Source organism: Microseira wollei NIES-4236, assembly GCF_020521235.1.
Classification (GTDB): Bacteria; Cyanobacteriota; Cyanobacteriia; order Cyanobacteriales; family Aerosakkonemataceae; genus Microseira; species Microseira wollei.
Genome location: NZ_BLAY01000110.1, coordinates 1 through 13,979, shown reverse-complemented (window position 1 = coordinate 13,979; position 13,979 = coordinate 1). Strand labels below are relative to the sequence as shown.

The 13,979-nt window shown below is 47.2% G+C and carries 11 protein-coding genes; 3 read left to right on the top strand and 8 right to left on the bottom strand.

Annotated features, from left to right (window positions below):
• Positions 1–3: 3 nt before the first annotated feature.
• Positions 4–2,025: an adenylate/guanylate cyclase domain-containing protein gene (locus MiSe_RS30370; RefSeq protein ID WP_226587335.1), complete on the top strand. Its 2,022-nt coding sequence runs from the start codon at positions 4–6 to the stop codon at positions 2,023–2,025.
• 39 nt (positions 2,026–2,064) lie between these two features.
• Here MiSe_RS30370 and MiSe_RS30365 read toward each other — a convergent pair whose 3' ends face one another.
• From MiSe_RS30365 to MiSe_RS30330, 8 genes are all read right to left on the bottom strand, one after another.
• Positions 2,065–2,847, bottom strand: a complete 783-nt coding sequence (locus tag MiSe_RS30365; RefSeq protein ID WP_226587334.1) for a radical SAM protein — start codon at positions 2,845–2,847, stop codon at positions 2,065–2,067.
• An 85-nt stretch (positions 2,848–2,932) separates the two neighbouring features.
• Positions 2,933–3,286 (bottom strand): hypothetical protein, encoded by a 354-nt coding sequence (locus MiSe_RS30360; protein WP_226587333.1) that lies wholly within the window; start codon positions 3,284–3,286, stop codon positions 2,933–2,935.
• A 153-nt stretch (positions 3,287–3,439) separates the two neighbouring features.
• Positions 3,440–3,844, bottom strand: a complete 405-nt coding sequence (locus tag MiSe_RS30355) for a protein tyrosine phosphatase family protein (RefSeq protein ID WP_226587332.1) — start codon at positions 3,842–3,844, stop codon at positions 3,440–3,442.
• Positions 3,845–3,941: 97 nt separating this feature from the next.
• Positions 3,942–4,127, bottom strand: a complete 186-nt coding sequence (locus MiSe_RS30350) for an isochorismate synthase (protein ID WP_307731566.1) — start codon at positions 4,125–4,127, stop codon at positions 3,942–3,944.
• A gap of 142 nt (positions 4,128–4,269) precedes the next feature.
• Positions 4,270–4,494 (bottom strand): hypothetical protein, encoded by a 225-nt coding sequence (locus tag MiSe_RS30345; protein WP_226587331.1) that lies wholly within the window; start codon positions 4,492–4,494, stop codon positions 4,270–4,272.
• Between the two features lie 296 nt (positions 4,495–4,790).
• Positions 4,791–5,171 carry a response regulator gene (locus MiSe_RS30340; protein WP_226587330.1) on the bottom strand — a complete coding sequence of 127 codons (381 nt, stop codon included), beginning with the start codon at positions 5,169–5,171 and terminating at the stop codon, positions 4,791–4,793.
• A 24-nt stretch (positions 5,172–5,195) separates the two neighbouring features.
• Complete coding sequence (locus MiSe_RS30335; protein WP_226587329.1) at positions 5,196–7,706, bottom strand: PAS domain S-box protein; 2,511 nt, start codon at positions 7,704–7,706, stop codon at positions 5,196–5,198.
• Positions 7,707–7,798: 92 nt separating this feature from the next.
• Positions 7,799–10,150 (bottom strand): response regulator, encoded by a 2,352-nt coding sequence (locus tag MiSe_RS30330; protein WP_226587328.1) that lies wholly within the window; start codon positions 10,148–10,150, stop codon positions 7,799–7,801.
• A gap of 934 nt (positions 10,151–11,084) precedes the next feature.
• Between MiSe_RS30330 and MiSe_RS51300 the strand changes: the two genes are divergently transcribed.
• Both MiSe_RS51300 and MiSe_RS30325 read left to right on the top strand, forming a co-directional pair.
• Positions 11,085–11,207 (top strand): hypothetical protein, encoded by a 123-nt coding sequence (locus MiSe_RS51300; RefSeq protein ID WP_264196731.1) that lies wholly within the window; start codon positions 11,085–11,087, stop codon positions 11,205–11,207.
• 488 nt (positions 11,208–11,695) lie between these two features.
• Positions 11,696–13,979, top strand: a 2,284-nt coding sequence (locus MiSe_RS30325; protein WP_226587327.1) for a DUF4347 domain-containing protein, incomplete at its 3' end; no start/stop codon positions are given.

Here is a 13,979-nt window from a genome sequence, read left to right as displayed (position 1 = left end):
AAAATGGAAGAAATTTTGATGAGTCAAGAGCAAGAACCAGGATTAAAAGGCGATATTCTGATTGTTGACGACACGCCGAATAACTTACGGCTGTTATCCGCCATGCTAGCTCAGCAAGGGTATCAAGTCAGAAAGGCAATTAACGGAAAAATTGCCTTAAAAGGAGCGCAGATGTCACCACCAGACCTAATCTTGCTCGATATCAATATGCCGGAAATGAACGGCTATGAGGTGTGTCAAAAGTTAAAATCTCTACCGGAAACCAGCAAAATCCCCATCATTTTTATTAGCGCCCTGGACGAAGCATTAGATAAAGTTAAAGCTTTTGAAGTAGGGGGAGTAGATTATATCACAAAACCATTCCAAGTGCCAGAAGTTTTAGCCAGAATAGAAAATCAACTGGCGCAAACAAGGCTGAACGAGGAACTGAAAATAAAAAATAAACAGCTAGAACAAGAAATACGCGATCGCGAAAAAGCCGAAGTAGAAATTCGCCTCTTACTCGCCGCCACCCAAGCGATTAGTCGCGCCGCAGATTTTCACTCAGCTCTCAAAGTCACGATTAGTTTAGTCTGTGAAACTATCGGTTGGGATTTTGGCGAAGCTTGGGTTCCCGCCGATGATGCCACCGTTTTAGAATACGCTCAGGGTTGGTATATCGGCGACATAAATTTAGAAGAATTCAAACAGAAAAGCTTGAAATTTACCTTTGCTCCCCATATCGGACTACCGGGACGAGTTTGGGCAAACAAGGAACCCGAATGGATAGAAGATGTTTCCTTCGAACAAAGCCAATCTTTTCTGCGTGCCCAACTCGCCGCTAAAGTGGGATTAAAAGCTGGTTTTGCCATTCCCATTCTCGCCAACGATCAAGTGTTAGCAGTTTTGGTTTTCTTCAAAAAAGAAAGTATCCCAGAACAGCCTCATTTGGTACAACTCGTTAATGCCGTTGCCACTCAGTTAGGTTCCCTGATCCAGCGCAAGCAAGCTGAAGAAGCATTGCGTCTTTCGGAAGAAAGATATCACAGCATCGTAGATAACGCAGTCGAGGGAATTTTTCAAAGCACCCCTGCTGGACGTTTCTTGAGTGCCAATGCGGCTTTAGCTAGAATATACGGTTACGACTCCCCCGAAGAACTCGTATCGAGCGTTGGCGATATCGCTAAACAAGTTTATATTGACCCCCAGAGACGCCAGGAATTCATCGCTGCCATCGAACAAAATAATGCCGTACACGATTTTGAATCCCTGGTACGTCGTAAAGATGGCAGCAAAATTTGGGTCAGCGAAAATGCCCGTGCCGTTCGCGACTCTACGGGAAAGTTGCTGTACTATGAAGGCACGGTTTCCGATATCACGGCGCGTAAATTCGCTCAAGAAGCTTTGCGCGAACAGCAGCAAAAAACCGAGCAATTATTGCTGAATATCATCCCAGAACCCGTCGCGCAGCGGTTAAAACAAGACCCCAGCGCCATCGCCGACCATTTTGAAGACGTAACGGTTTTGTTTGCGGACTTGGTTGGGTTTACTGAATTTTCAGCTTCCACATCACCAGGGGAATTGGTGCATATTCTCAACGTGGTGTTTTCCGAGTTTGACCGCTTGGCACAACGCCACGGTTTGGAGAAAATTAAAACCATTGGCGATGCCTATATGGCAGTAGCAGGATTGCCTTTTCCCCACCCCGATCATGCTTGCCTTGCCGCTGAAATGTCCCTGGATATGCTGGCAGGAATTGAGGAATTTAATCAAAGAACGGGTAAAAGTTTCAATGTCAGAATTGGCATGAATACGGGACCCGTTGTTGCTGGCGTGATTGGCATTAAAAAGTTTAGCTACGACTTGTGGGGCGATACAGTTAATATTGCCAGTCGCATGGAAACAAACGGCGTCCCCGGTGCAATTCAGGTCAGTCCCGCTACCTATGAGCTATTACAAGATCGGTATCAATTTGTGGAGCGGGGTTGTATTTCCATCAAAGGTAAAGGAGACATGACAACTTATTTACTCACGGGGAGAAAGTAGGGATTGTAGATTGTAGATAACAGACTTGCAGATTTAAATCTAAAATCTAAAATCCCTATGCCGCACCGCAATACCCGTACTGCTGTGGATTTTTGCCGCAAATGCTTGCAGGAAATCAAGACTGACTGGTTTGAGAACCTGCATTGAATCGCGAGGGATTTGGGGGTCATTGCCTCGCGTTTCCAGTTGGCGGGTGAGCGATCGCCCCCGCGTCGGCGTGTTGAGTTGAATTTCATCCGGCTTCAACTCCTGCATCAGGCGGATATACTCTCCTTGCGCCTCATCAGACCAACGCGATAAAATCATCGTCTGGATCGCCAAATTACCTGCATACTCTTGACGAAATTGCTTTATTCCTGCTATAATTTCAACCCACTCTATTCCGCCTGCGGGACGGTTAACCCGCCGCAGTTGATCCGGCGACACTGCATCGAGTTTCGCCGCGACGATATCTGCCAATTTTAAGGCGCTGCGTACCTCTGGCTCGCCGAGAAACGTACTGTTGGTCAAGACTACCATCGGTCGTCCCCCAATTTGCTTGGCGGCAGTTAAAATTTCTCCTAAATTCAACGCTTGGGTGGGTTCCCCACTGCCGCTGAGGGTGATGACATCCACATCCGCTAGATTAACCGCTTGTAAATCCCGTATTATTTTTTCTGTGGGAATAAAAGTTTGACGAGCGGTGGTGTGGTGCTGAATTTCCCCCAGCTGACAGTAGACGCAGTTAAACGAACAGGTAGACACGACGCCGATGGGGTCGATACCGAGCGATCGCCCATACCGCCAAGATATTACCGGGCCGTAGACAGAAGTATAGGGCATCGGGCATGGCAAAGGTGGGGCCCAATTGTTCTCGATCTCCCTTGTCTCCTTTGTCTCCCTCATCTCCCTTACTCCTCTCTCTGATTTAGCCAAACCAATTGGACGCACAGAAACCGGGGTCAACTTCTTCCGGAATGTGGTGACAAACCTGTTCTGTATTTTTACAGAGTACGTATTCAATACCCTGGTGGATCGCAGCTTCCAGATGCCACCTTTCTTCTGGAGAGTGATAAAAACCCGTCGAGTGTACCGATTGGTCGGCATACTCTTCAACTACGTAGAAATTAGGGATGCGACTCAGGACGTAAGCAATTAACTCTTGACGCAAGTCATCGAGGGAAAAAGCTTTTTGATAAGGATGATGGGGATAAGTCTCCAAAACACTTTCAATCGCTTGAACCAGCGCTTCCCTTGTTAAATTGACAATTGTTTTGGTCATATTTATCACCTCGCTTTTGTTTAAACCTAGAGGTAATTGGGAATTGTAATGAGAAACTATCTGTGAGTATTCCGGCTGGAATAATTTTCCCCTACCCAGTTCCTACTAGCCTATGACCTAAGACTGATGACCGGCATCTACTGATCGGATGATTCAGGAGTAGGTAAGTATGGCAAATAAGCCAAGTTGTTCGGCTTGGTTAAAAGCTTGCTTAAAAGTCGCTCCTTGGCGCATTGCGATATACATCAGTACCAAAGCAGCAGCTCGCTTGGCACTGCTGCAATGTATGAGAATTGGTTTGGGTAAGGATTCGTTAATGACGCGGAATACCCGCGTGGCTATTTCATCGTTAATTGCCTCAACTTTAATCGGAATGTTCGCGTAGTAAAGTCCCAAAGCTTCAGCTTGTTCCTGTTCGCTGCTCAGGAAGCCTTCTTCGTCAGGCGCGCGCAGGTTGAGTACCGACTTAAATCCCTCCTGAGCAATCTGTTGTAACTGTTCAGGGTTAATCTGTCCTGCGATCGCCAATTCGTCGTTGATCTTCCTGATAATTTTCATGGAGGTTTCCTTGAATTGCTAATTGCTAATGGCTAATTGCTAATTGCCAGCAGGTTCTAGGAGCGATTAGCTATTAGCTATTAGCCTTTTGGGCAGCTTACCAAGCTTGTTTGTTCTTTTTCTCAGGTAATTCTCCTTCAAAAGGCTGAACTCCTGTAGGCGGATATTCATCGTCAGTTGGGCCAAAAATCCGCGCGATCGCTCCCGAAACGAATTTAATCATGTTTTTGATCCCTGTTAAAACCGATTGAATTGCCGAGCCGATTTTATTCAAAATAGACATAGCTTTGTTCTCCTTTTATTTATCACCTAGTTATTATTCGCGATCGTTAAATGGCAAAGAACTTTTGACTTTTGACTTTTGACACCGGCGTCTTGGCGCGCCACGCTGCCGTTAAAGATGCTGCGGTTTGCTACAGAGCATCCTAAGGTAAGCCGACCTCGCTTTCTGCACGGCTGAGCATCGACTGCTGCAAGGACTCTTCCTGCTGACGTTGCTGTGCCATTAACTCCCTAGCTTCTGCCTCGATGCCATCTGAGGTAGGTATTTCTACCTCGGCCTCGGCGCGGCTGAGCATAGACTGTTGAAGGTGTTTTTCTTGCTGGCGCTGCTGGTTCATTGCAGAGCGAGCTTCTTTTTCAGTACTCATCCCGAACCTCTACAATCAACTGGAGCCTGGTGTGACTACAGTTAAGTCGATAACTGGGTCAGCTCTACTTTGAGGTTAGGAAAAAAAGTTGAGGAAATTGTGAGGAATTAAAAAAATTTTAACCGGCACTTTCGCGGCAGGAACTTACGTGTAGTGCCTACAAAGGAGAATGCTACAACAATTTTATACCTGTTCAAAGTTAGATATTTTTACCTAAGCCCCAGGGCAGATATGCGATCCCCGCCGTGAAAATGAAGGTTTACCGTAGTTTTCCCTTGAGATTCGCCATGTTAGGGTCAGAGGTCCCAGCCTAGAGCTTCGGCGACCTGGGAAGCTAACTGTAGCGGATTGAAGGGTTTAGCGATCGCCGCCTTTAACCCCATTTCAGCATACCGGCGACGGTCAGAAGCTTGTACTTTAGCCGTGAGCAAAATCACCGGAATGTTCTGTGTGACTGGATTCGCCTTTAACTTTTCAAAGGTGGTAATTCCGTCCATATCGGGCATCATTACGTCTAGCAGGATGGCATCGGGTTGCGAAGTCTCGGCTAATATTAAGCCTTCGCTACCCGAACCCGCCGTTAGCACCGTCCAAGAAGCCACCGTTTCTAAGCAAATCTGGGCGACTTCCCGAATATATTCCTCGTTATCGATTACCAGAATTCGCTTGTTAGTCATTGGTCATTGGTAATTGGTAATTGGTCATGGGTGATTGGTTACCGATTGTTTAAGCGGTAGGGTGAAGTAGAAAGTACTACCTTCACCCAGGGTACTCTCGACCCAGATTCTACCGCCGTGCTGTTGGACAATACTACGACAAATCGCCAGACCCAAGCCAGTACCTTCGCTATTGCGCGAGTCGGAAACATCCACCTGTTGAAAGCGTTCAAAGATGGTTTCCAGTTTATCAGCGGGAATCCCCCGGCCTTGGTCTTTGACTTTGAATAATATTTGTTTCATGTTGGCAGGGGAGCGGGTGAGGGGGTGAGCAGGTGAGAATGTGGAGTTCAATTCCCCTCTGCACCTCTGCTCTTCTGCTGCTGTTATTTCCGCACTCAGCCATACTGTATCTCCACGGGACGAGAATTTAATCCCATTGCTGAGTAAGTTGGTTAAAGTTTGGATAATTCGATCTGGATCTGCCCACAATTGCGCCGATACGGTGGAAACTGACAGGGTAACTCCAGCTTTATCCGCCATCGCCTGCATTGTATCTGCTGCTTGCGCCATCAAATCGGCAGCGTTGCAAGAAAGTTTCGCCATCGTGACTTTTCCCGACTCGATGCGCTCAACGTCGAGGATGTCGTTGATTAACCTTACCAAACGCTCGGTGCTGTCTACGGCAATTTCTAGCAGACGCTGGCTTTTTTCCGGTTGCGTACTGAGCAAACCGCTGGCTAGCATCCCTAATGAACCGTGAATTGAAGTTAAAGGGGTGCGGAGTTCGTGGCTAACTACCGAAATAAATTCATCTTTCATTCTTTCCACTATTTGGCGTTCGGTGATATCCCTAAAGGCAATAACTGCACCCAGAATTTCAGTTTGAGTTGGCGATTTTCTGCCGGAAAATGCCACTGCGGTTGGGGAACGCAGAATTGGCGTTGATACGTACTCCACCGGGAAGTTGGAACCATCTCGACGCCAAAATATCGCCTTCCTCACTTGATGAACGGTTCCGTCTCTGAGGGATTCTTGAATAGGATGCGGTGACGCGGGGACAGGGTGACGCGGGGACACCCCATGGTAGGAGCCAGGGGATTCCAGCTTTGAAGAGGACGGGTCGAAGGGGAGACAAGCGAGAGGGTCGAGTGTTGTTAAAGAACTCCCCCCTCTCCCTTGTCCCTGCGTCCCCGTGTCTTCCTCTTCTTCTTCTCCACGAATAAATTCGCCAGGATCATACCAGGTGCTTCGATCTGGGTCAGGGTCACTCTCCCCGTCTCCCCGTCTCCCCGTCTCCCCGTCGTTTTTCAGGGGGATTGATTCTGACGGGTTTGATAAGTCTTGCTGCAAGATGGTATCGATCGATTCACCGATCAGTTCTTCTATTTTGTAGCCCAGCAATTTTGCGGCTGCTGGGTTGACAAAGGTGATTTTTCCTTGTAAATCCAAGCCGCAGAGTCCTTCACCGACCGAATTCAATATCAGTTCGTTTTGATGGCTGAGTCGTTCCAGGGCGGCTTGGTTTCGTTTGCGATCGCTTATATCCCGCAATATCGTCGTAAAAATCGTTTCCCCTCCCACTTCCAGCTTGGAAATCGACGCTTCGGCGGGAAATTCGCTCCCATCGGAGCGGCGACCATAAATTTCGCGGCGTTCTCCCATTTTCCGCGCTTTCCCGGCAGATTTGCTAAATTTATCCACGTGCTGGCAATGTATTTCCTCAAACTGCTGGGGTAACAGCTTTCCCAGGGGTTCGTTGAGGACTTCCGCCGCGCTATAGCCAAAAATCTTTTCCGCCCCTTGGTTAAATAAAATAATCCGTTGATTGGCATCCACCGAAATAATCGCATCGTCGGCAATTTCTAAAATGCCGGCAAAGCGTGCTTGGGATACCCGCAGCGCTTCCTCTACATGCTTGCGTTCGAGTAGTTCTACAGACAGCTGTTCGTTGACGCTGACTAATTCGGCGGTGCGTTCTGCTACCCTTAACTCCAATTCATCTTTCGCTTTTCGCAGTGCTGCTTGTGTCTGTTGGCGCTCTGCGGCACTTTTAGCCAGCAGCGCGTTTTGCTGTCGCAGGTCTAACTGGGCGATCGCTTGGCGTCCTAATGCTTTTAATGCCTCCACCTGTTGCGTTGTCATTTGGCGCGGTTGCCGATCCATCACGCAGATCGCTCCTATAGCATATCCATTTGATGTTGTCAAGGTAATCCCGGCATAAAATCGCATCCCAGGGTCAGAAGTGACGAGGGGGTTATTGGCAAACCGGGAGTCGAGTTTGGCATCGGAAACGATCAACACTTCTGGTTCGAGGATAGTATGGGCGCAGAAAGCAATTTGGCGCGGCGTTTCTGTTATTTCCAAACCTACTTTGGCTTTGAACCATTGGCGATCCGCATCAACTAAGCTGATCGATGCCATTGGCGTCGAGCAAATATAAGCAGCTAAATTGGCGAGATCGTCAAAGGCAGGTTCGGGGTCGGTATCTAGAATTTGATACTGATAAAGTGCCGCTAGTCGCGCGGCTTCATTTTCAGGGATAGGAGGATTCATAAAATTGCTAATTGCTAATTGCTAATTGGGAATGGGTAATTGGTGATTTCAGATTGCTACAAAATCTAAAATATAAAATCTAAAATCTAAAATTACTCATTTCCCATGATGCGATCGCGTCCGGCTAACTTGGCTTGATAAAGTGCTGCATCCGCAGACCGATACAAAGATTGCAAATCGGTGCCATCTTTTGGATACTCAGCTATACCCCCACTCATCGTTACCTGAAACTCAATCCCGCCAGGAGCAACAAACTTTTGCTGTCGGACAATTTCTAGCAGTTCTCTCAGCCTTTGGACCCCATCGCTTTTGGTCATGCCGTACATTCCCACAATAAATTCTTCGCCACCCCAGCGAGCGACTACATCTTCAGCGCGAAACGATCGCAGCAGCATTTGTCCGATTTGGCGCAATACTGAATCTCCCACATCGTGTCCGTAGCGATCGTTGACTTGCTTAAAGCGGTCTAAATCTACAATAGCCAGAGATAAAGGTTGATTGTAGCGCTTGGCTAAGCTCAAGAAGCGATTCAAGTCGGTTGTTGATTTATAGCGATTGCATACTCTAGTCAGCGGATCGGTTTCCGCCAAACTTCGCAACAGTTTAATTCGCTCTAGACGGTTAACGATCCGCGTCACCAGTTCTGGCCCTACAATCGGTTTGCTGACAAAATCATCGGCTCCAGCTGCAAATACTTGATTGACCGTATTCGCATCAGTGTAGGCGGTCAAAAATAAGATTGGCAATCCACTCCACCGCGCATCGTTACGCACCACCTGACACAACTCGATGCCGTTGATGTGGGGCATTTTGATGTCCAAAATTAGCAGATCTGGCAAAGTTGCTTCTAAAGTTTCCCAAAATCGGCGCGGATCTTCCAAGGTTCGTACTTTCATCCCCCAAGGTTCGAGCAAGTTCCGCAAGGTAGCTAAAATTTGAGCATCGTCATCTACGACTACGATCCGTGCCGCACCCGCATCGGCGCGTTGCAGTACCTGGGTAACTGCTTCTATCACCTGTGAGGGAGAGACTGGCTTTTGCAAAAAGGCACGTCCCCCCAAGCGAGCGACTTCCAGGCGCTCTTGTAGTGTAGAACCAGCTCGCCTTTCTAAACCATTTTGCTCGGTTAAAACTAACACCGGGACAGGTGGGGTTCGCTGGCTTAACTCTGCTAACAAGCTTAAACTGCCAGAGTTGACTTGCTCTAGATCGAGTTCCAGCAACACCGCATTGGGATGTTCCCGCTCTATTTTCTCTCTAGCCGTTGGTAAATTTGTCGCAATTTCGGCTCGAATTTCCCAATTAGCCGCCTCGGTAATTAATGGCTTGGCAGCTTTGCTGTCCGGCGCCACAATCAATAATAAGGGGCGTTCGTCTTTTTCTATTGCTGGTTCTTTTGCGGTTTCTTGCAGCGGTCGATTGATTTCTGTGCGTAAGGATTTTACCAATTTACCCAGCCGCACGGCATCTTTGCGCCCCAAATTTGTTGCTTGCAGCAGGCGTTCTATTTTCCGCGCTACCTGAGAACCTTCCCTAAAGCCAAAAGTGCCTAAAGAACCTGCTAAAGTGTGGGCTTCTCGCTCTGCTTGTGCGTGCAGTTCTGGTGTTATTTTTCCTTCTGATAGTGCGGCGGCTGTTTGTGCTAAAACTTCCACCTGCTTGCCGATCCGGTCTTTAAATCGGTTCCATACTCCGGCGATCGCAGCAGTCGTTTGTGCTTTTGTTGGTTGCTCGTTCGTCTCCAAAGGGGAATTTGGCACGCCCAGGGCATCAAGTGGTTTAAGGCGATAACCAATCCCGTAAACTGTTTCAATTAAATCCGTAGGAGCGCCTGCGGCTTTTAATTTTTGTCGCAAACCTTTGATGTGAGTTCTAACCGCTTCTTCTCCCGGTGTTTCCTCATAAGACCAAATATGTTCTAAGATTCCACCGCAACTAAATACCCGGCGACTGTTCCGCAAAAAAAGTTCGAGCATTGCGTATTCTTTCGGCGTTAAATGCAGCGGATGGACATCGTAAGTCGCCTCGTGGGTTGTCGGATCGAGTTTGAGACTACCCCATTCTAGGATGGGCAGGGAGATCGAATTGCCCCGACGCAGTAATGCCCGTACCCGCGCCACTAACTCTTCCGGATCGAAAGGTTTAACAAGGTAATCATCCGCGCCTGCATTTAACCCCGTCGCCTTATCATGACTGCTGTCTTTCCCCGTCAACAGCAAGACTGGCATGTTATAACCTTGCGATCTCAGCCGCTGACAAAGGCTAATCCCATCCAGCTTGGGTAACATTACATCCAACAATATTAAGTCATACGGAAACGCTTCTACTAGCTCCCATCCCGCTTCACCATCCTTCGCCACTTCTACGGCATAGTTTTGGTCTCCGAGTACGTTGGTGAGTGCTTCACAAACCATTTTGTCATCTTCTACTACTAGAATTCTCATGCTATACACGCCCGCCCACTTCTCTTGCAATTGACCGATTTATATTTATATATTAACGCAAGTTCCTAGTTATAATTTGTGACTTTGGTAATTGCTAATTGCTAATTGCTAATTGGATTCATGGCTCAGTCTACTCTTGAGTCATCAACCCGGTTTCTGCGTCTATTTCTCCCTGTCAAACCCACTATTTTTCAGCTTACCAAAGTTTCTTTGGCGTCATCCACCCAGTTTCTGAGTATATTTCTCGCTTTCCAACCCACTATTTTTCCGAGCCACCTGGTTTCTTTAGCGTCAAACCCACGATTTTTCAGACCAACCTGGTTTCTTTGCCAAGCGATGTAACTAGCCACTTTAGTTATTATATTTTTATCAACTTTGGTTAAGCATTTCTTTCAGTTATCTTTGCTTTTTTTAATTTTTCGTTATCTATTAATTATCCCGCGCTTGATGTTTAAATAATTATAAGCGCTTTCTAGTGATGATTCAGCAGCCTCTTGATATTTATTCAGTTTTTTTAACGATTCTCAAATTGCCAATTAAATGATGCAAGCCAAACTGATAAAAATTGCTTTAATCGCTTATTTTAATATTTTATTCCTTCGATGTATATCGCCATATCCATAAGTTTACACCGCCTCCTCTCCCTCTCCCTGCCCAAAGGTGCAAAACTGTCTTCATCTCACATCTTGCACCTTTCTCAATCAGGCTGGAGAAACCGGCAGGACTTACCCACGCGGGGCCAAAAACCCACTGGGTCCATCTCGCGAGTCTAAACCCAGGATTTTTCCTATCACCAAAGTTTTTTTGCCCAAGGTTGCCAGAAACCCGGTTTCTCACCCTGGTGCTGTGAGTTCATAAAACTTAAAAGTTTAATAGCTTAAAAATAATCATCTATCTGAAGGAGGATATATTTTTTAAAACATTTGGATCGCAAATGCAGCGATGGGAAAAAAAAACGCTCAAATCCGACTCATCACCCAGAGGACAAGCGCTTTGGAGTCCTTTCTTAGCGAAGTCAAGTGCGACTGGCATTGAGTTTGGCTTTACTTATACTTAGTGCTACTTTGGCAAAGTTTGAGCTATAGTAATTAAAGTTGTGTAGTTAACCGGGTTACAGGTCATAACATCATGTCCGGTACTATCCTTCTCGTTAACAGCGCAGGTAAGCAATTTAGCCTAAGCGTTTTGCCTGCGCGATCAAGTTCCCACCAAACGGCACTTACACTCCAAACTGGATTTGTTACATGTCAATGAGTCGTTCTAGCAATTCGTCTGTTTCCACAAATCCGGTGAGTTGGGTGGGTAAAACCCGCCAGATAGTGGCAAAAACCCACTTGCAACCGTAGCAAGTGCAGCAACTATGAAACAACAGACTTGATTTTTGACATTGCACAAGCAACTTGGGAAAGTACCTTACCCAAGAATGTCAAGGATTGTATGTTTACCAAAAAAGGGGTTTGGGTCTGCTTCCCCTGAAGCAAACTCATGTTTTAACCCCACTCCTGGGGTGAATCTACCAGTCAATATTCACCTGGAGAATCTTACATGTCTTTTTCTGACAATGCAACCAATTTTTCCGCTAAAACTCTCGTTTTTATCGACGCCAACCTGGAAGGTTACCAATACCTAGCGTCGGGAGTTTTAGACCAGGTAGAAGTAAGGATTCTCGATCCAGAACAAAATGGCATCGTTGCAGTTACCACAGAATTGCAAAAATTTGCGGCTTTTTCTGGCGCAATTGATGCGGTTCACATCTTTTCTCATGGAAATCCGGGAGAGGTGCAACTGGGTTCTAGTATCCTGAATTCCCAGACTTTAGAACAATACAAAAACTGTTTGCAGCAGTGGCAATCTTGTCTGGGGGATGATGCAGATTTACTGATTTACGGGTGCAATGTCGCCGCTGGTGACGGGGTAGATTTTGTGCAGCAATTGAGCGAATTAACTGGGGCGAATGTAGCTGCTTCGGTTGATTTGACAGGCAATAGCGCTAAAGGCGGTAACTGGGAGTTAGAAGTCAAAATGGGTGAAATTAAAGCAACTGCTGTGTTGAAACCTGAAGTCATGGCAAGTTACGAAGGGGTTTTAGCAATCCGCACGGTAACGAGTGCGGCAGATGATAATAATCCCGGTTCGTTAAGGAATGCGATCGCAGCGGCAAATAGTGGCGATACGATTGTGTTTGACAGCAGCTTAGCGGGTCAAACAATTACCTTGACACAAGGTGAAATTCGGATTAACCCTGGCAAAAACATCACAATTGATGGTGCTAACGCTGCCAATTTGACCATTAGTGGAAATAATGCCTCTCGCATCTTCTTGATTGATGCGAATGTGGCTACCAGCACGAATGCAACGATCAAGAATCTTAAATTGGTCAATGGCTACGTTAATCCCAATGCTGGGGCTGCTCCGATGAATGATAGCACGAAGGGACGCGGCGGAGCGATCGCCGGGGCGGACGAAGCAACCCTAACCGTCGAAAACGTTGAATTCAATAACAACGTTGCCGATCTAGGTGGCGGTGCCATCTACATGGCGTGGAACAGCAACCTATCGGTTAACAATAGTAAATTCAACGCCAATAAAGCGATCGCTGGAAACGACGAACGCGGTGCAGGTGCGATCGCTTTCCTCAGTCCCGGCAATTTTACCGTCCGCAACAGCGATTTTACCAACAATCGCGGCATTGTCGGCGGTGCAATTAACAGCCTCAACGGTAAGTTAACTGTCGAAAACTCGCGCTTCATCAACAACGACACCGAATCAGCATTTTTCGACAACAACGACCCCATCGATCCTTTCTTAAGGGGCTACGGTGGAGCAATTTATACTGACCGCGCCAGCTCTACTGGCGAAGAAAGCCGTGGTATTGGCGGTACAATACGCATTACTGGTAGTGTATTTGACAAAAACAGGTCTAAGGCTGGAGGGGGAGCCACCTATTTGTTCACCGCCCCCGCAGACCAGGTAATCGTTGAAGACACCACCTACACCAACAACAAAGCTTTCGCACTCCCTGGCGGAGAAGGTGGAAATGGAGGCGCACTCTATCAACTCAGCGATTCGCAAAACGGGGGACTGACGATTCGCAACACCACCTTCGCCAACAATACAGCGATGTCTCAGGGGGGTGGTGCGTGGATTTTTAATCGGCCTGCTACGATTACCAACAGCACCTTCTTTGGTAACCGGGCAGAATCGAGCGTTCCTCCTGATACCACTACTGGCAACGGTGGAGCGATCGCGCTTTACTCCCCCGCAGACATTGTCAACACAACGATCGCAAACAATTATGCTGGATGGGTTGCTGGCGCTGTGTTGGTTTCTACCGACAAACCAGTCACCGTCAAAAATACCATTTTCGCCGACAACACAGCAGCGAATCCTTTCCAAATTAAGCAAGAAACTAGTCGGGAATTAACTGATTTGGGGGGTAATATTCAATCACGTCCCGCAGGCGATAACAATGCGACGGCAAGCATCACCATCGCCGATCCTAAACTCGGCACGTTGCAACCAATTAATGGCAAGCTAGTCCTACCCCTACTGCCAGGAAGTCCAGCAATTGACTTTGGAACTGGCGCAGGCGCACCCAATACAGATCAACGTGGCGTGACTCGTCCTATTGATGGCGATGGCAATGGCAGCGCCATTGTTGATAGTGGATCTTACGAGTTTAATGGTAATGTTGCTACCCTAGCACCAGAAATCGAAGTCAAAAGTGGTACAACTAATATCCTTGATGGTACTACCACAGCGATTGACTTTGGTTCTACAACCGTTGGCACTGCGGTAACAAAAACCTTCACCATCAACAATACCGGCA

Bases quoted from the DNA above. Each gene is read 5' to 3' on its own strand.
- MiSe_RS30330 (WP_226587328.1), bottom strand. From the start codon at position 10,150: ATGAGAATTCTAGTAGTAGAAGATGACAAAATGGTTTGTGAAGCACTC.
- MiSe_RS30360 (WP_226587333.1), bottom strand. From the start codon at position 3,286: ATGACCAAAACAATTGTCAATTTAACAAGGGAAGCGCTGGTTCAAGCG.
- MiSe_RS51300 (WP_264196731.1), top strand. From the start codon at position 11,085: ATGCAGCGATGGGAAAAAAAAACGCTCAAATCCGACTCATCACCCAGA.
- MiSe_RS30350 (WP_307731566.1), bottom strand. From the start codon at position 4,127: ATGTCTATTTTGAATAAAATCGGCTCGGCAATTCAATCGGTTTTAACA.
- MiSe_RS30340 (WP_226587330.1), bottom strand. From the start codon at position 5,171: ATGACTAACAAGCGAATTCTGGTAATCGATAACGAGGAATATATTCGG.
- MiSe_RS30335 (WP_226587329.1), bottom strand. From the start codon at position 7,706: ATGAATCCTCCTATCCCTGAAAATGAAGCCGCGCGACTAGCGGCACTT.
- MiSe_RS30365 (WP_226587334.1), bottom strand. From the start codon at position 2,847: ATGCCCTATACTTCTGTCTACGGCCCGGTAATATCTTGGCGGTATGGG.
- MiSe_RS30370 (WP_226587335.1), top strand. From the start codon at position 4: ATGGAAGAAATTTTGATGAGTCAAGAGCAAGAACCAGGATTAAAAGGC.
- MiSe_RS30345 (WP_226587331.1), bottom strand. From the start codon at position 4,494: ATGAGTACTGAAAAAGAAGCTCGCTCTGCAATGAACCAGCAGCGCCAG.
- MiSe_RS30355 (WP_226587332.1), bottom strand. From the start codon at position 3,844: ATGAAAATTATCAGGAAGATCAACGACGAATTGGCGATCGCAGGACAG.